Below are 22379 nucleotides of genomic sequence, written 5' to 3' on the forward strand. Positions count from 1 at the left end.
TATGAGAATTACTTCCATGGATATAGATAATAAAGAATTTAAAAAGTCCTTTAGAGGATATGATGTAGATGATGTAAATGACTTTTTAGATCAAATTGCTGATGACTATGGAGAATTATACAAAGAAAATTCAATGCTAAGAGAAAAAGTATCTATGTATGAAGAAAAGGTTGAACACTATAAAAACATAGAGGAAACAATTCAAAATACTCTTGTATTAGCACAAGGGGCTTCAGAACAAGCAAAATTATCTGCACAAAAGGAAGCTGAGATAATTATTAAAAATGCTAATGATTCTGCACAAAGAATTTTAGACAAGGCTCATAATGATGTTTTAAAAATAAATGATGATTATGAAAGAATAAAGCAAGAGTTTGAAAAATTTAGAGGTATTTATAGAAACTTTATGAATAGTCAGATTGAAATGTTTGAAAGACTAGAAAGGGATTTTGAACATGGATATAATATAGGACAAGGAATTAGAGAGGGTTTAGACGAATTAAAAGTTGATAATAAAAAAATAGATGCAAAACAAATGTTAGAGTCTGAAATTATAAAAAAAGAGATTAAGTCTTCAGATATTAAAGAAAATAAAAAGGAAACTTTAGAAAATAAGACCATTGAAAGTGAAACTAAAGAATGCAATGAAAAAATAGAAAAAGAAGAAGTATTAGAGTTAAAAGAGTTAAATAATGATGTTATACAGAGAGTTAGTACTGAAAATTCTTTAAATGAATTTATAAAGAAAAATAATATTGACTTGTCTAAGATTAAAAATTCAGCTTCAGATAAAGAAGTTCTATCTGCAAAGTAATTAAAACTCACTTGATAAGTGAGTTTTAATTCTTTAAAGAATAATGTTAAATACAATAAAATTAATTTGGTTGACAATTTAATTTGTATTATGTATTCTAATATTCGAATAAGAGTTACTAAAAAATTAAACTAAGGTTATAAGGAGTGGACTTAAATGATTATAGGAATTATTGGCGCAATGAATGAAGAAACTGAAAAGCTTATAGATAAAATGACAGTGCTTAGAAAGATGACAAAAGCTTCAATGACATTTAATTCAGGAATCTTAAATGACAAGGAAGTTGTTGTAGTAACTTGTGGTATTGGTAAAGTAAATGCTGCAGTTTGTACTCAAGTTCTTATAGATGATTTCCATATAGATTATGTTATAAACGTTGGTATTGCTGGAGGGCTTAAAGAAGATATATATCCAGGAGATATAGTTATTGGAGACTCTTTAGTACAGCATGATTTTGATGCTACTTTTTTTGATTACAAGCTAGGGCAAGTACCTAGATTAGATACTTTTGATTTTAAATGTAATAAGAATTTGGTCCATGTAGCAACAGAAGCATCTAAATGCATAGAGGGTCATAAAGTGTATGTAGGAAGAATAGCATCAGGAGACCAATTTATAGGATCAAAAGAAAAGTTAATTTGGCTTTATGAAGAATTTAATGCATTTGCTTGTGAAATGGAAGGAGCTAGTATTGCTCATGTGTGTTATTTAAATAATATTCCTTTTGTAGTAATTAGATCTATATCAGATAATGCTATTAATGGGACTCATTCTGATTACGAAACTTTTACTCATATTGCGGTAGCTAATTCAGTTAAAATTATAGATAGCATGTTACAATCTATGTAGGTGGTTAAGTGATGGAACAATTAAAAATTCATAAATCTCAAGGGGAGAGTTTAAAAATAAAAGTAAGAGACTTCATTATAGGTGGAGAGAAAAAAGTTATTATTTCAGGTCCTTGTGCTATAGAGAATTATGAGCAAATGGACAGTATAGGAAGTGGACTAAAAAAAATGGGAGTTCATATGTTAAGAGGAGGAGCTTTTAAACCAAGAACATCTCCTTACGATTTTCAAGGACTTCAAGAAGATGGCATTAAGATTCTGTATGAAATTGGTAAAAAATACGATATGCCTATAGTAACAGAAATTTTAGATCCTAGAGATTTAGAAAAATACTTGGATTATATCGATATAATTCAAATTGGTTCACGAAATATGTATAATTATTCTTTACTAAAAGAAGTAGGTAAGTGTAAAAAACCAGTATTACTTAAGAGAGGTATAAGTGCTACTATTAGGGAATGGATACTTGCATCTGAATATATTTTAAAAGAAGGAAATAAAGATGTAATTCTTTGTGAAAGAGGAATCAGAACTTTTGAGCAAAGTACTAGAAATACTCTAGATTTAAATGCAATAGCATATATAAAAGAAAATTACAGAGTACCCATAATAATAGATCCAAGTCATGGTACTGGTCTTAGGGAAATTGTATCTCCTATGGCTTTAGCAGGAATAGTTGCAGGTGCTGATGGAGTTATTATAGAAAGTCATATAAATCCTGAAAAATCAATTTCTGATGCTAGACAGACAGTTTCCTTAGGAACTATGGAGGGTATAGTAAATAGAATAAAAGTTTTAGAAGAAACAAATCTACTATAAAAGAAAAAAACTACTTTTTACCCATATAAATTTTACATAAAATATCTATCTTATCTTAAAATAAGAGTAAATGAATTTTAGGAGGATAGATCTATATGGATAGAGAAGATATGAATAGATATAAAAGTATACTAAAAAAAGAAAGACAAAGACTTATGTCTCTAGTTAACAACTTGCAAGAGGAAGATATCTTAAGCAAAGATAAGCTGTCTTCAGAACTTTCTTCTTATGATAATCATCCTTCAGACTTAGCATCTGAAATGTTTGAAATGGAAAAAAACCTAGCCTTAGAAGAGAATGAAAAGGTAATGATTAATAAAATAAATAATGCTCTTAGCAGTATTGAAGATGGAACTTATGGAAAATGTAAAATGTGTGATAAAGATATTTCTAAAGAAAGATTAAGTATAGTTCCATATGCTGAATACTGTATAACATGTCAAAATCATATTAGTTCTTATGAAAATGGGGAAGAAAGACCTATAGAGGAGAAAAGCTTAGACTATACCTTTGGATATGATGATAGAATTAAGAGTATAGGATATGATAGAGTAGATGCTTATCAAGATGTTGGTATATTCAATATGATTCATAATGTAGAAGAATATGATGATTATGATGTGGAAGATAAAGAAGGCTTTGTGGAGCCTATTGAAATGATTAGTAATGCACAGTATAAAAGTCAATTACCAGATTAAAATAAGTAACTTTTTTAAATAAGTATTTTAAATAAGTATCATTATTTAGCCTAAGTATATTAATCAAGTATAACTTAGGCTAAATTTAGAATTATTTAATTAGGTAATTAATATAGTAGAAGGGATACGTATGTATGATTGAAATTATTATTTTAATTTTAGGTATAATACTAGATAGAGCAACAAAATTATGGGCTCTTAACTTAAAAGAGGAAAATGCAATAAATATAATACCTAATTTTTTAAGCTTTGATTACTTAGAAAATAGAGGAGCAGCATTTGGAATAATGCAAAATAAACAGTGGTTTTTAATAGGAACTACTTTATGTATAATGGGATTACTTGTTTTTATTTTTTTTAGATATAGAAAAGAGTCAAATTTTCTTAAATATAGTTTAATTTTGATTATAAGTGGTGCCATAGGGAATCTTTATGATAGAATAGCTTACAACTATGTAATAGATTTCATATCTGTTCACTATAAAGATAAATATTATTTTCCTACATTTAATGTAGCAGATATTATGGTGGTAATAGGAACTTTTATTTTAGCAGTATACATAATAAAGGGTGAGAATTAATGGAAAAGTTTATAATAGAAGTAGAAGAAGATTTTAAAGAAATGCGATTAGACTCTTTTCTTGCTGAATATTTTAAAGATAATTCACGCAGCTTTTTTCAGAATTTAATATTGGATAATCTTGTACTAGTTAATGAAAAAGAAACTAAATCAAAGTACAAGGTAAAAAGTGGAGATATAATTACAGTTATGTTTCCGGAACTACAAATGTTAAAAGTTGAACCAGAAAACATACCTTTAGATATTTTATATGAAGATAATGATGTTATAGTAATAAATAAGCCACAAAATATGGTGGTGCATCCTGCGGCAGGAAATTATAACGGAACTTTAGTTAATGCACTTTTATACCATTGCAAAGACTTGTCAGGAATAAATGGAGTTATAAGACCAGGAATTGTTCATAGAATAGACAAGGACACAACAGGGGTATTAGTTATTGCTAAAAATAATAATGCTCATCATTTTTTAGCAGAACAATTGAAAGAACACTCTATGAATAGGATATATATAGCACTATGTGAAGGAATAATAAAAGAAGATACTATTACAATAAATAAGCCTATAGGTAGAAACCCTAAAGATAGATTAAAGATGGGCATAGTACCAGGAGGAAAAGAAGCTATAACCCATGTGGAAGTAATCGAAAGATTTAAAGATCATACTCTAGTTAAATGTAAATTAGAAACGGGAAGAACCCATCAAATAAGGGTGCATATGGCTAGTATAAATCATCCTCTTGTAGGTGATCCACTATACGGTTATAAAAAACAGAAATTTAATTTAAATGGTCAAGTTTTACATGCAAAGCTTTTAGGATTTATACATCCTAGTAGCAGAGAATATATGGAGTTTACAACTGAGTTACCAGAATATTTTAAAGAACTTATAAAAAAATTATAAAATAGTTGCAACTAATAGATATATATGATATTATACTAAAGAAAATAATATCCTTTAAATGATCCTGGGAGGTCATAAGGTAGATACGTTAGTTTATTATTATATAATAGAATTTTGTTATACTGTAATATAGACATACCTAGATTCCCATGGAACTAGGTATTTTTTATTGTAAGGAGGTGTAGAAATGCAGTTAAAGGCAGAAATCTTAGATTATAAAGGTATAAATAGAACTTTAACAAGAATTGCTCATGAAATTATAGAAAGAAATAAAGGTGTAGAAGAAGTTGTTCTTATAGGCATAAAAAGAAGAGGTATACCTCTTGCACACAGAATTTCAAAATTAATAGAAGATATAGAAGATATAAAAGTTCCAGTTGGAGAAGTAGACATATCTTTATATAGAGATGATTTAACAGAATTATCAGCTCAACCTAAAGTAAATAAATATGATTTAGGAGTAGAAATAAAAAATAAGGTAGTAGTACTTATAGATGATGTAATCTATACAGGAAGAACTGTAAGGGCAGCAATGGATGCTATTATTGATAATGGCAGACCAAGCATGATTCAACTTGCTGTACTTGTAGATAGAGGTCATAGAGAACTTCCTATTAGACCAGATTATATAGGAAAAAATATACCAACATCCCATAAGGAATTAATTTCAGTAGAACTATTGGAATTTGATAATGTGGATTCAATAAAAATTTATGATAAACAATAATTCAAACTTTTAAATAGTCCTGTGAGGCTACAAAGGAGGAAACACTATGAAAAATTATATTGATGTAGAAGAAAGATTACCTATCCTTAAAACCATTCCACTTAGTTTTCAACACTTATTTGCAATGATTGGTGCTACCATATTAGTACCTATGCTTACCAATCTAAGTCCTTCCATGGCTTTATTTGGTAGCGGGGTTGGAACATTAATTTATATACTTTGCACAAAGGCAAAGTTACCTGCTTATGTTGGCTCATCCTTTGCATTTATATTTCCAATGCAACTAGCATCTAGCCTCTATGGGCCTAATGCCATGCTTTCAGGAATAATTGCAGCGGGGCTTGTGTACGTTGTAGTAGCTATGATAATAAAACGTATAGGTGTAGATTGGCTAAATAAATTATTACCACCTGTAGTAGTAGGTGCCGTAGTAATAGTAATAGGACTTTCTCTTGCAGGTGTTGCTATTAGTTGGGCAGGATTAAATCCTTCATATTTTACAAAGGAAAATATGTCAGAAGCTTTACTTCAAATTCCAAAGTATAAATGGATAATAGTGTCTTTAGTAACTTTGTGTGTAGGTATTTTTGGAACAATGTATTTTAAAGGATTTTTAGGTGTAATACCAATATTAATTGCTATGGTAGTAGGGTACTTTACAGCCTTATTTATAGGAGCAATACCTAATACAGCTTTAAATGAAATTGCAAATGCTCCTTGGTTTTCATTACCACAGTTTACAATGCCAAAATGGAATTGGAATGCAGTGATTTTAATGGTTCCAGTATCTTTTGTAACTTTGGCAGAACATATCGGACATGTTTATGTTACTAATAATATAGTTGGAAGAGATTTTACTAAGGAACCAGGTTTACATAGATCTATATTAGGAGATGGACTTGCTACTTGCTTTGCAGGACTAATAGGAGCACCTCCTAACACCACATATGGAGAAAATATAGGTGTTATGGCTATAACTAAAATATATAGTGTTTGGGTAATTGGTGGCGCAGGAGTTATAGCTATAATATTATCAATGATAGGAAAAGTAACAGCCATATTAAAAAATATTCCTCTACCAGTAATGGGTGGGGTTAGTATAATGTTATTTGGTATAATTGCATCTTCAGGATTTAGGGTTTTTGTAGAAGACAAAATAGACTTTGGAAAAAAGAAAAACTTAATATTAGTTTCAGTTATAATAGTCCTTGGAATCGGTGGAGCACAACTTGATATACCACTTGGAAGTACAAGCATAAGAGTAACTGGAGTTGCTCTTGCAACTTTAGTAGGAATAATTTTAAACCTAGTATTACCTGAGGAGAGCAAATCTGAAAATTAGTAAAGTAAAGATAAGCTGTTGCAAAAGGAATATTTATTAAATTACTATAAGTAAAACCATGTATAAAAGGGTATTTTGTTACCCATCTATGCATGGTTTTTTGTATTATTTAGTTCTACTATGAATTATGCAGCAGTGCTTTTTACTTTACTACGTATATGTTAAATCCTTTTTAAATCTGGTTTTACTGGATCTATAATCAAAGTCTTATTTGTATAATAAATTACCATACCAGGCTTTGCACCATTAGGTTTTTTTACATTTTTGATTTCAGTATAATCTACTTCTACTTTTGTAGATTCCCTACCTTTGCTATAGTAAGCGGCTAAATTTCCAGCTTCTTCTAAGGTTTTTTCGCTAATATCTCCTGAATTTTTTATAATTACATGGGAACCAGGAATATTTTTAGTATGAAGCCAAATATCATTTTTATGAGCAAATTTTAAAGTTAAGTAGTCATTTTCAATATTGTTTTTCCCTACATAAATATCAGTTCCATCACTGGATATAAAATGATAAGGCTTAGATTTTTTCTGTTTTTTATTATTTTTTTTAGAAAATTTAATATATCCAGATTCTACAAGCTCATTTTTGATTTCTAAGATTTCATCAGCATTTTCTATATTATATATATTATTTAACACAGAATTCAGGTATTTAATTTCTTCTTCTGTGGATTCAATATGCACCCAAGCCATTTCTTCAGATTTCTTTAATTTATTATACCTTTTATAATACCATTGAACGTTTTCAGAAGGAGTATAGTTTGGATCTAAGTGAATTTCTATTGAATCTAAGGTTTCACTATAATAATTTTCCACTTTTATACTTTTCATACCTTTTTTAATACTATATATATTTGAGGTAAGTAGTTCACCTCTTAACCTTAAATCATCCTTTTCTTCACATTCCTCTAAAGTTTTATTTAGAATATCTATTTTCTTTTTACATCTCTCTATATTAGTTAATACTAGTCTTTGCAAGTCAGAACTTTTAGAGTTTAATCTATTTTGTTTGTCTTTTTCAAAATAAAAATAATCTAATAAGTTAGAGGAAGAATCAAATTTTTTATTATCTAAAGAAGATAATTGAGATAAATTAAAGCAGTGAAAATCTTTTAAATTTCCATTACTATGATATGCAATAAAACTGAAGTCATTGTTTTCTAAAGAATGTTTAATTTTATTTAGAAATTTAAATATATTATCTATAGTCACTTCTTCGAAATCCATATTAAAGCCTAAATAAAGACTCTTAGAAAAGTTTTTACTTACACCTTCTAGTACTGAAGAAAAGAAGTTTTCATTAAATTCTTTATTTTTAATGGATTCCCTAAAACTTTCATAATTTAAATTTAATAAATTTAGTTTAGTGCTTTTAGGGGGATAAATATACTTAAGTCCAGTGTATAAACTTCTATAGGAGTTAACCTCAGGAGTTATATGTTTTATACTGTCCATGATTATATTATCTCTTTCTCTAACCAAGGTTATATTACTGTGCCTTCCCATTATTTCTACAATTAAAGAATATATACTGTTAAATCCTAGCTCATCTGTACTTTCAAAGTCTATCTTTAAAATCCTATCAAGTCCTAACTGCTCTATAGATATTACCCTACTGCTAGTTAAGTATTTTCTAAGAACCATACAAAACATTGGTGGCGATAGGGGGTTTTCTTTTGAATTTGCAGTTATATGTATTCTTGGATAAGTAGGATTAGCACTTATAAGTAGTTTATGATTTTTTCTATTTTTATTGAAAGTTAAGTAAATCTCATCTTTTTCTGGTTGATTTATTTTGTCAATTTTACAATTTATCATAAGATCATTAAGCTCAGTTTTAATACTATTTAAATAAATTCCATCTAAAGGCATATAATCACCCTTTCTAAAATTGTAAGTTAAAAACTTACTCGATTATTTTTAAAAATTACATTATAATTATATTGTAATAATAAAGATTATACTATAATATAGAAAAATCATCAATTGAAGGGGGCAAGAACGTGAGAAAAATCACTTTTACTAAGATGGAAGGTCTAGGCAACGATTTTATTATGATATATGACAAAGACATGGAATTTAATAATGAGTCAGAATTAACTAAAAAGCTTTGTCATAGGAACTTTGGTATAGGTGGGGATGGCGTTATTTTCATAAGAAAAAGTAAAGTCTCTGATATAAAAATGGTAATTTATAATGCAGACGGATCTCATGCTAGTATGTGTGGAAATGGAATTAGATGTTTCGCAAAATACGTGTGGGATAAAAATATAGTTAGAAAAAATCCAATGGATATAGAAACTGATGATGGAATAAAGACAGCAAAGTTATTTATAGAAAATGATTTAGTCTCAGAGGTTGAAATTAATATGGGGAAATGGGAATTTGATCCTAAAGAAGTACCAGCAGATACAGAGGAAGAAATATTAGATAGGGTTTTGAAGATTGAAGATAAAGAATATAGAATTTCTTCCCTTCATATGGGAGTCCCACATACAGTAGTATATACTGATCTTAATAGTGTGTCCGTAGAGGAAGGAGCTAAAATAGAAAAACATAAATTATTTTATAAGGGAACTAATGTTAACTTTTGTGAAAAGATAGATGAAAACAATATAAGAGTTAAAACCTGGGAAAGAGGAGCTGGAGCTACCCTAGCTTGTGGGACGGGTAGTTGTGCCTCTGTAGTAGTAGGTAATAGACTTGGCTTAATAAATGATTCTATAAAAGTTCAAGTGCCAGGTGGGGAATTATTTATAAGCTTAAAAGAAGGTCAAGCTTTTATGAGGGGAAAAGCTAACATAGTATTTGAAGGAGAAATAAATATATAGAAATAAAAACAACCTACAAATATTTTTGTAAGTTGTTTTTATTTTATGTATAACTATAGAATTGATGGATATAATTGGAGATAAGTTATTATGTTATAGGAGGGGATTGAAATTTTCCCACAAGAAATTAATAAAGAAAATGAGAAGAAAAAAGGTCTTTCTAAAGAAAATATTTTAATGGTTATAAATAATAAAATAAATCCAGTAAAAGGACTTACAGAAGATTTAAACCTAAATGTAGATTTCATAAGAGAGTTTAAAATAAATGATTTAATAGAGGATGAAATACTTCCTATAAAAAAAGAAAAAAATAAACTATATGTAGCTACTTATAAGTTTATTAAAAGCGAAATAACCATTAAATACAAGAGGTTATATAATGTAAAACTTATACCTTTCTATGTTACATTAGGTGTTTTTAAAGCTAAATTTAAAGAAGTAGAAGAAGAATTAAAAATTCTAGAGAAAAAGGAAGTATGTAAATTTAAAGAAAGCAATGTTCTATTGGAGGAGATTTTAAATAGGGCAATTATAAAGAGAGCTAGTGATATTCATTTGGAGCCTTCTAAGGAATTTGCTAAAGTGAGATTTAGGATTGATGGTGTCTTATTAGAAGATTTAAAAATAGGAACTAACAATTATCTAGAACTACTTTCTATAATAAAAGTTAAATCAAATATGGATATATCAAAAAAACTTATACCTCAAGATGGCAATATGGCATATTATTTTAATGGTATTCAATACAAATGCAGAACTTCTACAATACCTAGTATATATGGTGAAAAGCTCGTTCTAAGGCTTTTAAACCCCAAAGAAGAAGTTAAACTTGAAGAGTTAGGTTTTTATAATAATGTAGAGGATTTAAAGCAAATATTAAATATTAATAATGGCATATTTTTAATTTCTGGACCAACTGGTAGTGGAAAAAGCACTACTTTAAAAGCTTTATTAAATTCTATGAACAAAAATGAAAAAAACATAATAACTATAGAAGATCCAGTAGAATATGAATTACAAAATATAACTCAAGTAGCGCTAAACCCTAAAGCTGGTTTAAGTTTTTCAACTGCTTTAAAAAGTATGCTAAGACAAGATCCTGATGTGATTATGGTTGGGGAAATAAGAGATGAGGAGACAGCGCAGATAGCTTTAAGAGCAGCTGTCACTGGTCATTTAGTTCTTTCTACTGTACACACCTTTGATTCCACTAGTGTTATAACTAGACTTTTGGATATGAATATTCCTCCGTATATAATATTAGATACTGTATCTATTGTATTATCTCAAAGATTGGTTAGGAAAATATGCCCTCTTTGCAAAGAAGAATATATATTAAAGGATGATTCCTATGCGGAATTAGGATTAAAAAATGGAGATAGTATTTTTAAAGGAAATGGCTGCTCTCATTGCAATAATACAGGCTATAAAGGTAGGACAGTTACCTATGAGATTTTGCAATTAAAAGAAGAGCATAAAAATTATATAAGTAAAAACAATGATCTTTCAGGATTTAGAGAATTTTGTATTAAAAACAACTTAGTAACTTTGAAAGAAAACGCGATTACCTTACTTAAAGAAGGAGTTACTACGGTTGAAGAGGTATACAAGGTAATTTTATAGAAAAGGAGTGCAATATGTTTAGAAGAGAACTTTCATATAAAGAATTAGAAACTTTAAATAGAACTTTATATTTTTATTCTAGATCAGGATACTCTTTTGAGAAAAGCTTAAGGATTATTAAAGAAAAAAGGGGTTTTTCAATTAACATTAAATCTGTAGTTAAGAACATGTTAAAAGAGATAAATAAGGGGAAGAGTATTTATGCAAGCTTTTCTACTACTAATAAAATTCCAAACTATATGCTCAATATAATAAGAGTAGGAGAAGAGACAGGAAGATTAGAAAATAGTTTTAAAGAACTTTGGAAGTATTATAGTTGGAGAAGAAAAAGCAAAAAAGAACTTATGGACAACATAGCTTATCCTATAAGCATACTTATTCTTAGTATTAGCTTGTTTTTAGTAATAATCTTATACTTTATACCTGAGATCTCTGGATTAATGGAGAGCATAAGTAATGGGGCTAATTCAAGCATAAATAAAATGATGAGTATAAATAAAATATTAAGAAATTATGGTCACTATATTGCTTTTGGTTTTTTTTCTTTAATAATAGTTATAATTTATTTTATTAATAATAACAAAAAATTCTTGTATATAATTTTAAATAAAACACCTATTATTAAAAGTTTATATTTAAAAAGCTTTAATATAAATTTTTTCAATTCTATTTATGTGATAATTTCTAATGGGATAAATTTAACAGAAGGATTAAATATACTAATATCTGCTGAAAAAAATTATTTTATAGAGCAAAAATTAAGTATAGCTGTAGAGGAAATAAAAAAAGGATCTAGCTTATTTAAGGCTTTAGACAATACAAAGCTTTTTTCTGAAGAGGATCTGGGATTTATAATTACTGGTGAGGAGAGTGGGGAATTGGAGGAGAGTTTTAAAACTATAGCTAAATTAAAAGAAGAAGAATTTAAAAGCGATATAAATATAATTTTAAAATGTATCCAACCTATAATGATAATTACTTTAGGTTTTATGATTTTTAATATAATTTATAGCTCTGTAATTCCTGTAATAGATATGATGGGTAAAATTCAATGAGAAAAAAAGCTTTTACTCTAATAGAACTGATTGTGGTATTAAGTATAATGACTATATTAATTGGAATATCCTTTCCCTCAGTTAAGGCTTATACAAAATTTAAAGAAAAAAAACAATTAGATCATTATGCTCAGCTTACTTTGGACTTTATCAATAATTCAAAGTCAATATGTAAGATAGAGGATAAAAGTGGAATTATAAAAAAGTTTCCTTCAGAAAATGCACTTTGTCTATATTTCAATGATAAATCGTATAGGAAGATAAATTACCCCAAGGAAATAACTTTAAAGGATAAGTATTACGAAGAACATTTAGAGATACGTATTAAAAATTCAGGTTCTATTAATCAGGGTTTTACTGTTAGGGTAATGAATAAAAAAGGAGAGTGTAGAGAAATAACATTTAATGTTTATACAGATTATGGAAAAGTTAAAGAATAGAGGTTTTACCTTAATAGAAGTAGTTGTTAGCATAGCCATGTTTTTTATAATTATATTTTCTGCCTTTAATATAAAAATATTAAGCATCAAACTAAGAGAAAAAGAAAAAAACTATAATTCATTCTTACTTAGCACTGAAGCATTAAGAAATATAATTTTAAATAATTATTCTTATGGATATATAAATTCTTTAGAAGGAAATATATATTATATTTCTACTGAAAATTTAAACTCAGAGAATGTATTTAATAAAGAATTAGGGGTTTTAGATTATAATAAGCCACAAAATTCTCCTTTTATGAGTATAGAAGTATATTCAAAAGCTGGAGAGATGTATGTTAAGTGCAAATACTTTTATGGCAAAAACAAAAGTATTTGTGAAGAATTTATGAAAGGAAAATTAAATGAAAAAAGGAACGACTCTAATTGAACTCTTGGTAAGTATATCTCTATTATTAATTCTACTGACTTATTTAGGGATGTTTTTTATTATGGAAAATAAGGACTATATTAAATTTACTAGAAACCATAAAGAAGAGATTAGTACTAAAGAAGCTATAGATTTTATTAAGAAGGAATTAGATATAAGAATGGAAAGCTTAGTTGTACAAGGAAATACTATAATTATAAGTGGTAGTGAATTTAATAGAAAGATAATAAAAAGGCAGGAAGATTCTTTGGTTATAATAACAGAAAACTTGCAAAATGATAAAGGGGTCAATGTAATTTTAAAAAAAGTTTCAGATTTTTTAGTTATTAGAAAAGGAGATAACCTACAAATAACATTAAAACTTGAAGGAGGCAGTGAGTATAATAGATGTATAAGAGTTCTATAATCAATAATAAAAGAAAAAGTAAAGGGGCGATTTCAGTATATACATTAATTATTTCATCTATAGTACTTTTATTAAGCGTATATGTATTGAGCCTTCAGTATGAAAGTTATTTACATTCTTTAAACTATGTAAAGATCTTAAAAAATGAGAATTTTGACTTAGATAAAAAGGAACATTTAAAAAATCAGTTATATACTATTCTTCATTTAAATGTTAAAGAGATAGAAGAGGAAAACTTGCAAAAGTTTTTAAATAGTGAGGATAAGGAGAAGATATTATTTAAAGAGGGAGCAGATAGTATAACATTAAAAAAAGGTTTTATAAGAATTAATTACGAAGATCATACTAAATTCATGATTTCTGAAGATTTTAAAGTAGAAACTAAAAATAATGATTTTATTTTAATTAAGAAGGAATATTAAGTCTACAAATGTTAATAATACTAGTATACTTATAATTTAATTAAATGTAACAGTTAATTAAAACCGTAAAAATTTAATAATTTAAAAAGAAAATTTGCAAATAGGACTGAATTTTGATAAAATATCTTTGGTTGAGTTTAAAAAATGGATAAATATCAAATAATTTAGTTTTAACTAATAAATTATTTGTATTTATTACGTTTATGTAGTAAAATTTAAAATGTGAATTTTAAGACCAAAATTGGTAATTTTATAAGAAGAAAAACTCATTTTGGAGGGATATTTAATGATATCAGCAGGAGATTTAAGAAAAGGAACAACTTTTGAAGAGGATGGACAAGTTTTTACAGTTGTAGAATTCCTTCATGTTAAACCAGGAAAGGGAGCTGCTTTTGTTAGAACTAAACTTAAAAATGTTATAACAGGAACTGTAATTGAAAAGACGTATAACCCAACAGCTAAGCTTCAAGAAGCTGTAGTTGAAAGAAAGGAAATGCAGTACTTATATAATGATGGAGAATTATATTACTTCATGGATCAAGAAACTTATGAGCAAATTCCGTTAAACTATGACAAGGTTGAAGGTGCTATAAAATACTTAAAAGAAAATATGTTTGCCATAATAAAATTCTTTAAAGCAGAGGCTTTCTCTGTGGAAGCACCTAATTTTGTTGAGCTTCAAATAGTTGAATGTGAACCTGGTGTAAAAGGTAATACTGCAAGTAATGCTATGAAACCAGCAAAACTAGAAACTGGTGCAGTAGTTCAAGTTCCATTGTTTGTAAATGAATCAGACATTATAAGAGTGGATACTAGAACTGGAGATTACATGGAAAGAGTTTAATTTTAATATTAATGGGCTAATCCCGAAACTTCTATATTTAGAAGAGGGATAGCCCTTTTTATTTTACCTCCATATAGAGAAATTATATAAGCTATAAAAATATAGTTTATATAATTTCTCTATTTTTGTAATAAAAGTCTTCCAAGTTAAATAATATTTTTAGTAAGAAGAGTTTTTAAGAAAGGATGAGAATAGTGAGTGACATTAGAAGGATATTAAGTATTTTACCTTTAGATATTAGAAAAGCCTTAGAAAAGGATGAAAACTTAAATTCTATTCAGGAAATAAGAATTAGGGCAAGTAAACAATTAATTTATATAAAAAACATGGAGGAGGTAATTAGTGATTATATAGTTAAAAGAGAAGACCTAGCTTATTTATTAAAAAAAATAAGTAATTATTCAATTTATGCTTTTGAGGAGGAATTAAAACAAGGTTATATAACCATAGAGGGAGGACACAGAGTAGGAATTTGTGGTGCTTGTGTTATTGAGAATAATAAAATAAAAACTATGAAAGACATAGGATCAATTAATATTAGAATATCTAAGGATATAGAAGGATGTTCTAAGGAAATTTTAAAGCATATTTTAAGGGATAATAGGATTCTTAATACTATAATAATTTCTCCACCTAAATGTGGTAAGACAACTCTTATTAGAGATATGGGGAAAAACATTTCTGATGGGATACCAAGTATGGCATTTAAAGGGGCAAAGGTTTGCATAGTAGATGAGAGAAGTGAGATTGCAGCATGTTATAGGGGAGTTCCACAGATGAAAGTAGGTCTTAGAACTGATGTTTTAGATAGTTGCCCTAAAAGTTATGGTATTATGATGGCAATTAGAAGCATGTCTCCTGAAGTAGTTATATGTGATGAAATTGGAACCTACGAAGATATAGAGAGCATAATTGTAGCTTTAAATTGTGGTGTAGGAATAATATCCACTATACATGGAAGAGGCATTGAGGATTTGTACAAGCGTCCAGTTTTTAAGGAGGTATTAGATAATAAAGTTTTTGAAAGGGCTATAGTTCTTAATAATAAAATAGGTAGAGGGAATATAGAGTATATATATGATTTTATAGAAAAATCATATATAGATATTTAAAGGGTATTAACTATATAAAAATATATGGGGACTACAGATTATATAAAAATATATAGAGTTTAAATCTTATATATTTTTAGATTGAGGTGAAAACATGATTAAACTAATAGGATGTTTTATGGTATTTATGGGATGCACCATATACGGGTTTAGATATGCAAGCATATTAAGTAAAAGAGTTAATGAGCTTCGTGACTTAGAAAAGGCCGTAATGATACTAGAAAATGAAATTACATACACATATACAGAAGTACCAGAAGCATTTTTAAAAATAAGTAATGAAATAGAGAGTAATTTATGTTTAGTTTTTAGAAAAGCTCATAAGAATTTAATCAGTAACATGTATGGAGATGTTTTCGAAGCTATAGATGAAGCTTTAAAGCATGAAGAAGATAATTTGGATTTAAATAAAAAAGATAAAAATATATTGCTTCAATTGTGTAAAAGTCTTGGGCAATGGGATGTACAAGCTCATAAAAATATATTTAAGCTTTCTATGAAAAATATAAATGATCAAATAGAAGAGGCGGCAAAGAAGGAAAAAACTGAAGGAAAATTAATAAGAACCTTAGGAATATCTTTAGGAGCCATAATTTGTATTTTATTATTGTAAAAAATATCATATTTTACTTTAATATTGTATATCTATAAATAAGAACAATAAAAGATGATAAAGGGGGTTACAACCATGATAGGGGCAGTTGATGTTTCTTTAATATTTAAAATAGCTGGAGTAGGTATTCTTGTGGTAGTAATTGATAAGGTTTTAAAACAGGCAGGAAAAGATGATTATGCTGTACTTACTAACTTAGCTGGTATTGCCATAATATTGTTAATGGTAATCAATTTAATAAACCATCTTTTTAATACTGTAAAAACACTATTTACTTTTTAAAGGGTGAAGCAATATGGATATATTTAAAATAGTAGCTTTTGGATTTACTTCCCTATTTATAGTTTTACTTTTTAAAAATAGAAGGGATGATATAGCAACAGAAATAAGCTTAGCTGCAGGTATACTTATTTTTTTATTAATACTTCCTAAAATAAGCATAATAGTTAACTTTATTCAAACACTCAGTAATAAAGCAAACATAGACGTATATTATTTAAACATAATATTTAAAGTTTTAGGTATTGCATATATAACTTCTTTTTGCTCTGAAATTTGTAAAGATGCGGGAGTCTCAAGTATAGGAAATAAGGTAGAACTGGCAGGGAAAATATTAATTCTCTCCCTAAGCATTCCTATATTAATGGCAGTTTTAGATTCCATAATAAAAATTTTATAAAGAGGGTAAAAATATGATAAACAAACTTAAAAAAAAGGGATACTTATTTATTTTGTCTTTTATAATTTTTAGTTTAGTCATACCCATAACAGTTTATGGAGAAGATATTAATAGTAATATTGAGGATTCATATATTGGAACAACTAAAGAATTAGAAAAGATGTATGAAGATGAAGTAAAAGAAGTCAATAATCTTTACGACTATATTTTAAATATGAAGAGTGATTATGAAATTTTAAAAGATATTAAACCTAAAGAATTTGTGGAAAACATGAAGGAAGCAGGAAATGGGAAATTAGATAGGCATAAAATAGTTCAAAGCTTTAAAAGAGTCTTATTTAAAGAACTAAATTCAACATTTAAGTTAATGAGCATATTGATTGTAATCTGTATAGTATGTTCTCTGCTTAAAAACTTAGAAGATGCCTTTTCTAATAACAGTATTTCTTCTGTAGCTTATTTTGCTTGTCTTTCTACTATGGTAATAATAATAGCTAAAAGCTTTTATATAGGCATAGACGTAGCTAAGTCTACCATAGAGGGAATAAATAACTTTATGTATGCTCTAATACCAGTACTTATGACTCTTCTTGCTAGTGTAGGTGGAATTACTCAAGCAGCTTTTTTTGATCCTATAATAATAGCCATATTGAATATTGGTGTAACAGTAATTTCAAAAATAATAATTCCACTTATAATAATGAGTTTTGTACTAAACTTTGTAAACAATATTTCTGATGACTACAAAATAAGCAATCTAAGCAGTTTTATAAAAAACTCAGTTATATGGATTCAAGGCATAGTTATGACTGTATTTGTGGCTTTTTTAACCATAAGAAGTATTACCAGTAAGGCTATGGATGAAGTAACCCTAAAGACAGCTAAATTTACTGTAGATACTGTAATACCTGTAGTTGGGAAATCACTTTCAGATGCAATATCTACAGTGGCTGGATATTCCTTGCTTATAAAAAATGCAGTGGGAACTTTAGGATTAATTATACTAGTACTAATAATGTTAACACCTATTGTAAAGCTATTTATAATGGCTATGATTTATAAATTAACAGGTGCTTTAATTCAACCAATAAGTGATAAAAAGATTGTAAATTGCATAACATCAGCGGGTGACTCTCTAATTCTTATAATGTCTAGTGTTATATGCGTTTCTGTGATGTGTTTCATAATGATTGCTATAATAACAGCCACAGGAAGCAGTATTATATCAGTTTAGGGGAGTATTAAAAATGATGGAAATGATTAAAAGTTGGATAATTAATTTGTGTACCATAATGATCTTTATTACTGCTGTTGAAATGATACTACCAGATAATTCTATAAAAAAATATGCAAAGTATGTACTGAGTCTTTTAATAGTTTTAGCTATGTTAACTCCTATATTAAAGATTATGACTAAAGGATTTAATCCTAGTGAAGTTAGTAAAAAAGCTGATAAGTATTTTGAAGCACAAGCTTATGAAAAAGATATGAATAAATATAAGAAAAAAAACATAGAAAGAACTGTAGAAGGTTTTAAAGAAAAACTTGCCCTAGAATGTAAGGAGAGTTTAAACAAAAGTTTAAAAAAAGAAAAATTCAAGGTAGAAATAGATGCAGATTTTAATGAAAAGCAGCGGAAAATAGAAATCAATGAAATTAGGGTAGGGTTTTCAGAAGGCAGTATAAGCAAGATAAAACCAGTAAACATAGGTAAAGATAAGGAAGTTGAAAAGCAAAGGGGTGATTCCTCAGATGAAAGAATAAATATGATTAAAAACGTAATTGAAAAAGAATTTGGGATAAAAAGAGAAAAAATATTAGTTTATAACTTAGATAAATAGGAGGGGTGCTCAATGGAAGAAATGATTAATAATATTAAGAAGGCATTTAAAAATATTCTTAATGATAAAGAAAAGGAAGAAGAGAACAAAAGAAAAGAAAAAAACAAGAAAAATCCAATAAACTTATTGATACTTATATTATTAGGAATTTTCTTAGTTACTGCAGGAAGTTTATTTTCAAAGCAAAGCAAAAATACGTTATCAACAGAGGAGGCTCAGGAGATTGAGAAACTATCTAAGGATAAGCCTATAGGTAAGAATGGTGGAAACTATAAAAGTGAAGTGGACTTAAAAGAGTATAGTAATGATTTAAATGATAAACTAAAGAACATTTTAGCTCTTATAGATGGAGTTGGAAATGTAGATACTCTAATATATTTTGAAGGTGGTGAGGAGTATATTCCAGCTACTAACATAAATAATTCTTTAAGCAAAACAGAAGAGACAGATACTAGCGGTGGAAAAAGGAAAATTGATCAAAATAATGATGGAAAAACCATAGTTACTTTTAATGATGGAGATAGTACAAAACCTTTAATAACAAAAAAGAAAAATCCTAAGATTACAGGAGTTTGCGTAGTAGCTGAAGGGGCCGATGATAAGGTGACAGAACTTAGAATTGTACAGGCAGTAGTAAAGCTATTTAATTTGCCAGATACTAAAGTACAGGTATACCCTATGAAAAAATAGTATGATACTTAAAGAGTCCTTATTGCTCTAGTATGAAAGATTCAGTACCTTATGAAAAAATATCATGAACAATCTGTTTTTTTCTTTACTTAATGTATATGTTAAGTCATATAGTATAAAAAAATTGCATATAAATATTTTAGAAAGTTAATATATGGGGGGAATAAAAATGAATAAAAAACAATCTGTAATCATATTAGGACTACTTGTGTTAATAGCATTCACAGGTTATCTTGGAATTAAGTTAAATAGTCCAGTTTATGATGCAAATGCATCCTTAGACGAAAAGAATGCTGTTACAATGAAAAAAGAAAAGAATTCTAATGGGGGATTCTTTGTAGAACAAAAGTTAACGAGAGATAGGAATAAAACCACAGCATACCAAAACTTACAAAATTTAATTGATGACGAAAATGCTCCAAAAGAGGAAAGAGAAAAGGCATCAGAACAATATAGAACTTTAGCTTTAACTTCAGAGAGAGAAGTAGATCTTGAATCAAAATTAAAGGGAAAAGGTTTTGATGATATAATTTGCTTTATAGATGGCAATAAAGTAAAAGTCTTTGTAAAATCAAGTAAGGATCTAAGTGAAGAGCAAATAAAACTAATAAAAGATGAAGTCCTAAGTAGTACAAAAATAAAGGATGTGGAAATCACAGTAAAAAAATAAGATTGAAATCAATTGTAAAAGATAATTACATTTGATATAATTAACATAAAACATAGTTACCTAAGTATACTCAAGGGGGTACAGAAATGTCAGAAAATATTTATAATGATGGAGAAAAAGGAATAGTTAAAATTTCTGATGAAGTTGTCGGAGTAATAGCAGGTTTAGCTGCAGCAGAAGTAAAAGGAATAGTAGCAATGAGCTCTGGCATTGTAGGAGGTTTTACAGAAATCCTAAGTGGAAAAAAGAATTTTTCAAAAGGCGTAAGAGTGAACTTAGCAGAGGATAATTCTTCTATAGATTTATTTGTAGTAGTTGAATATGGTATAAAGATACACGAAGTTGCAAGAAAAGTTCAGTTAAATGTAAAGGAAGCAGTAGAATCTATGACAGGATTGGAAGTTAAAGAGGTTAATATATTTGTTCAAAATGTAGAACTTCCTAAAAAAGAAGAAGAAATAGTATCAGAAGAGTAATTTTTATAACACCTTCCTAAAAATAGGGAGGTGTTATAGTTTATGCAGATTAATCTTTATGTGTACATAATTTACTTTTTTATAGTATAATATAAACATATTAAGTGGTATTGCATAATATTTTTCTAGTTAATATACTAATATTATGTTATTATATTTAAGGATTTTATTAAGGTAACTTAGGAGGAAATAGAATTATGAATAGAAAAATATCAAGAGAAATTGCTATGAAAATTTTATACCAAATGATTATAAATAAAGATACTTATGAGAATTTAAAAATGAATTTAAGTGAAATAATAGAGGAAAAAGATTTAGAAAATGTTGATTATAATTATATAGATAAAATAGTTATGGGTGTTACAAACAACATAGAAGAATTAGATAAAAAGATAGAAGAAAATTTAGTTGACTGGAAACTAAATAGAATATCTAAGGTTAACTTATGTATACTTAGACTAAGTGTTTATGAAATGTTTTATGTTGAAGACGTACCTAAAAAGGTAGCTATAAATGAAGCTGTAGAACTTGGTAAGAAATACTCTGATAATAAAGCACATAAGTTTATAAATGGAGTTTTAGCTAAGTTTTTATAATTAAATCGTTAACTCTGTTTATTTTTTATAAAATTTTATAAAAATATGATTAAGGGGAGATTCAAATGGGTATTGTTTTAAAAGGAAAGGAATTAAATGAGCTTTATACTAATAACCTTAAAGCCTTAGTAGACAAAAGAAAAAAAGAAGGAAAAAATATTCCTTGTTTAACAGCAGTGCTTCTAGGTAATGATGGAGGTTCCCTTTTTTATGTTAACTATCAGAAAAAAATGTGCGATAAGGTTGGGGTTAAATATAATCTTATCCATTTAGAAGAAAATACTACAGAGGAAAAATTATTAAAAGTAATAAATGATTTAAATGAAAATAAAGAAGTTCATGGTATAATTCTTCAATTACCACTTCCAAAAGGATTAGATCAAAGGAAAATAACATCCTGCATAGATCCTAATAAGGATGTGGATGGACTAACAGATATAAATATAGGAAAACTTTTCAAAGGAGAAGAATGTTTCATACCATGTACTCCAAGATCTGCACTTCAAATAGTAAAATCTACAGGAGTAGATATTAAGGGTAAGAGGACCGTAATTGTAGGTAGAAGTAATATAGTAGGAAAGCCTGCTGCCATGTTATTTTTGCAGGAAAATGCTACTGTTACTATTTGCCATTCTAAAACGGAAAATCTAAGTGAAGTTACAAAAGAAGCTGATATACTAATAGCGTGTGTTGGAGTTCCAGGACTTATTACAAAAGACTATGTAAAAGAAGGGGCTATTGTAATAGATGTAGGAACCTCTAATGTAGATGGAAAAATGAAGGGTGATGTAGATTTTGATGATGTTATAGATAAAGCATCATATGTAACACCCGTTCCAGGTGGTGTAGGCTCTGTAACTACCATGATGTTAATACAAAATACTGTGGAAGCAGCAGAAAGGTTTGATAAATAGA

At 27.9% G+C, this 22379-nt stretch carries 27 protein-coding genes and 1 pseudogene; 27 read left to right on the top strand and 1 reads right to left on the bottom strand.

Features of this window, described 5'->3' with window-relative positions; translation table 11 throughout:
- Position 1: 1 nt before the first annotated feature.
- From FNZ64_RS14945 to uraA, 8 genes and pseudogenes are all read left to right on the top strand, one after another.
- Positions 2-667 (top strand): annotated as a pseudogene (locus FNZ64_RS14945) (DivIVA domain-containing protein); the annotation flags it as partial.
- A 303-nt stretch (positions 668-970) separates the two neighbouring features.
- Positions 971-1663 carry a 5'-methylthioadenosine/adenosylhomocysteine nucleosidase gene (locus tag FNZ64_RS10965; protein ID WP_142414849.1) on the top strand — a complete coding sequence of 231 codons (693 nt, stop codon included), beginning with the start codon at positions 971-973 and terminating at the stop codon, positions 1661-1663.
- An 11-nt stretch (positions 1664-1674) separates the two neighbouring features.
- Positions 1675-2481 carry a 3-deoxy-7-phosphoheptulonate synthase gene (gene aroF / locus FNZ64_RS10970; protein WP_142414850.1) on the top strand — a complete coding sequence of 269 codons (807 nt, stop codon included), beginning with the start codon at positions 1675-1677 and terminating at the stop codon, positions 2479-2481.
- 95 nt (positions 2482-2576) lie between these two features.
- Positions 2577-3179, top strand: coding sequence for a TraR/DksA C4-type zinc finger protein (locus FNZ64_RS10975; protein ID WP_142414851.1), 603 nt, complete (start codon positions 2577-2579; stop codon positions 3177-3179).
- Between the two features lie 137 nt (positions 3180-3316).
- Positions 3317-3760: a signal peptidase II gene (gene lspA, locus FNZ64_RS10980; protein WP_142414903.1), complete on the top strand. Its 444-nt coding sequence runs from the start codon at positions 3317-3319 to the stop codon at positions 3758-3760.
- Positions 3760-4662, top strand: coding sequence for an RluA family pseudouridine synthase (locus FNZ64_RS10985; protein ID WP_142414852.1), 903 nt, complete (start codon positions 3760-3762; stop codon positions 4660-4662). Before lspA ends, FNZ64_RS10985 begins: the two co-directional genes overlap by 1 nt.
- Positions 4663-4849: 187 nt before the next feature.
- Positions 4850-5389: a bifunctional pyr operon transcriptional regulator/uracil phosphoribosyltransferase PyrR gene (gene pyrR / locus FNZ64_RS10990; protein WP_142414853.1), complete on the top strand. Its 540-nt coding sequence runs from the start codon at positions 4850-4852 to the stop codon at positions 5387-5389.
- 46 nt (positions 5390-5435) lie between these two features.
- Positions 5436-6731, top strand: coding sequence for a uracil permease (gene uraA / locus FNZ64_RS10995; RefSeq protein ID WP_142414854.1), 1296 nt, complete (start codon positions 5436-5438; stop codon positions 6729-6731).
- Between the two features lie 161 nt (positions 6732-6892).
- Here uraA and FNZ64_RS11000 read toward each other — a convergent pair whose 3' ends face one another.
- Positions 6893-8608, bottom strand: coding sequence for an Rqc2 family fibronectin-binding protein (locus FNZ64_RS11000; RefSeq protein ID WP_142414855.1), 1716 nt, complete (start codon positions 8606-8608; stop codon positions 6893-6895).
- A 140-nt stretch (positions 8609-8748) separates the two neighbouring features.
- Here FNZ64_RS11000 and dapF point away from each other — a divergent pair, with 140 nt between their 5' ends.
- The 19 genes from dapF (at position 8749) to FNZ64_RS11095 (ending at position 22378) form a co-directional block, all read left to right on the top strand.
- Positions 8749-9567: a diaminopimelate epimerase gene (gene dapF / locus FNZ64_RS11005; RefSeq protein WP_142414905.1), complete on the top strand. Its 819-nt coding sequence runs from the start codon at positions 8749-8751 to the stop codon at positions 9565-9567.
- 177 nt (positions 9568-9744) lie between these two features.
- Complete coding sequence (locus FNZ64_RS11010) at positions 9745-11190, top strand: GspE/PulE family protein (protein WP_142414856.1); 1446 nt, start codon at positions 9745-9747, stop codon at positions 11188-11190.
- A gap of 14 nt (positions 11191-11204) precedes the next feature.
- Entirely contained in the window at positions 11205-12245 is a 1041-nt protein-coding gene (locus tag FNZ64_RS11015) for a type II secretion system F family protein (protein WP_142414857.1), read from the top strand.
- Entirely contained in the window at positions 12242-12685 is a 444-nt protein-coding gene (locus FNZ64_RS11020; protein ID WP_142414858.1) for a type II secretion system protein, read from the top strand. The genes FNZ64_RS11015 and FNZ64_RS11020 overlap by 4 nt, the downstream gene beginning before the upstream one ends.
- Entirely contained in the window at positions 12666-13115 is a 450-nt protein-coding gene (locus tag FNZ64_RS11025; RefSeq protein WP_185903751.1) for a prepilin-type N-terminal cleavage/methylation domain-containing protein, read from the top strand. The genes FNZ64_RS11020 and FNZ64_RS11025 overlap by 20 nt, the downstream gene beginning before the upstream one ends.
- Before the next feature lie 61 nt (positions 13116-13176).
- On the top strand, positions 13177-13521 hold the full coding sequence (locus FNZ64_RS11030) for a hypothetical protein (RefSeq protein ID WP_243129254.1): 345 nt from the start codon (positions 13177-13179) through the stop codon (positions 13519-13521).
- On the top strand, positions 13503-13943 hold the full coding sequence (locus FNZ64_RS11035; protein ID WP_142414861.1) for a hypothetical protein: 441 nt from the start codon (positions 13503-13505) through the stop codon (positions 13941-13943). Before FNZ64_RS11030 ends, FNZ64_RS11035 begins: the two co-directional genes overlap by 19 nt.
- 286 nt (positions 13944-14229) lie before the next feature.
- Positions 14230-14787, top strand: coding sequence for an elongation factor P (efp, locus tag FNZ64_RS11040; RefSeq protein WP_142414862.1), 558 nt, complete (start codon positions 14230-14232; stop codon positions 14785-14787).
- A 194-nt stretch (positions 14788-14981) separates the two neighbouring features.
- On the top strand, positions 14982-15899 hold the full coding sequence (gene spoIIIAA / locus FNZ64_RS11045; RefSeq protein ID WP_423244948.1) for a stage III sporulation protein AA: 918 nt from the start codon (positions 14982-14984) through the stop codon (positions 15897-15899).
- Between the two features lie 94 nt (positions 15900-15993).
- Positions 15994-16512, top strand: coding sequence for a stage III sporulation protein SpoIIIAB (spoIIIAB, locus tag FNZ64_RS11050; RefSeq protein WP_142414864.1), 519 nt, complete (start codon positions 15994-15996; stop codon positions 16510-16512).
- 75 nt (positions 16513-16587) lie between these two features.
- Positions 16588-16794: a stage III sporulation protein AC gene (gene spoIIIAC, locus FNZ64_RS11055; RefSeq protein ID WP_142414865.1), complete on the top strand. Its 207-nt coding sequence runs from the start codon at positions 16588-16590 to the stop codon at positions 16792-16794.
- A 13-nt stretch (positions 16795-16807) separates the two neighbouring features.
- On the top strand, positions 16808-17191 hold the full coding sequence (spoIIIAD, locus tag FNZ64_RS11060; RefSeq protein ID WP_142414866.1) for a stage III sporulation protein AD: 384 nt from the start codon (positions 16808-16810) through the stop codon (positions 17189-17191).
- Positions 17192-17204: 13 nt separating this feature from the next.
- Positions 17205-18425: a stage III sporulation protein AE gene (spoIIIAE, locus tag FNZ64_RS11065; RefSeq protein WP_142414868.1), complete on the top strand. Its 1221-nt coding sequence runs from the start codon at positions 17205-17207 to the stop codon at positions 18423-18425.
- Between the two features lie 13 nt (positions 18426-18438).
- Positions 18439-19032, top strand: coding sequence for a stage III sporulation protein AF (gene spoIIIAF, locus FNZ64_RS11070; RefSeq protein WP_142414869.1), 594 nt, complete (start codon positions 18439-18441; stop codon positions 19030-19032).
- A 12-nt stretch (positions 19033-19044) separates the two neighbouring features.
- On the top strand, positions 19045-19722 hold the full coding sequence (gene spoIIIAG / locus FNZ64_RS11075) for a stage III sporulation protein AG (protein WP_243129255.1): 678 nt from the start codon (positions 19045-19047) through the stop codon (positions 19720-19722).
- Between the two features lie 169 nt (positions 19723-19891).
- Positions 19892-20392, top strand: coding sequence for a SpoIIIAH-like family protein (locus FNZ64_RS11080; RefSeq protein ID WP_185903752.1), 501 nt, complete (start codon positions 19892-19894; stop codon positions 20390-20392).
- 86 nt (positions 20393-20478) lie between these two features.
- Complete coding sequence (locus tag FNZ64_RS11085) at positions 20479-20868, top strand: Asp23/Gls24 family envelope stress response protein (protein ID WP_142414872.1); 390 nt, start codon at positions 20479-20481, stop codon at positions 20866-20868.
- 197 nt (positions 20869-21065) lie between these two features.
- Complete coding sequence (gene nusB, locus FNZ64_RS11090) at positions 21066-21464, top strand: transcription antitermination factor NusB (protein ID WP_142414873.1); 399 nt, start codon at positions 21066-21068, stop codon at positions 21462-21464.
- Between the two features lie 65 nt (positions 21465-21529).
- On the top strand, positions 21530-22378 hold the full coding sequence (locus tag FNZ64_RS11095) for a bifunctional 5,10-methylenetetrahydrofolate dehydrogenase/5,10-methenyltetrahydrofolate cyclohydrolase (protein WP_142414874.1): 849 nt from the start codon (positions 21530-21532) through the stop codon (positions 22376-22378).
- The last annotated feature ends 1 nt before the right edge of the window (position 22379 follow it).

The sequence above is a fragment of the Hathewaya massiliensis genome, assembly GCF_902143515.1.
GTDB lineage: Bacteria > Bacillota > Clostridia > Clostridiales > Clostridiaceae > Hathewaya > Hathewaya massiliensis.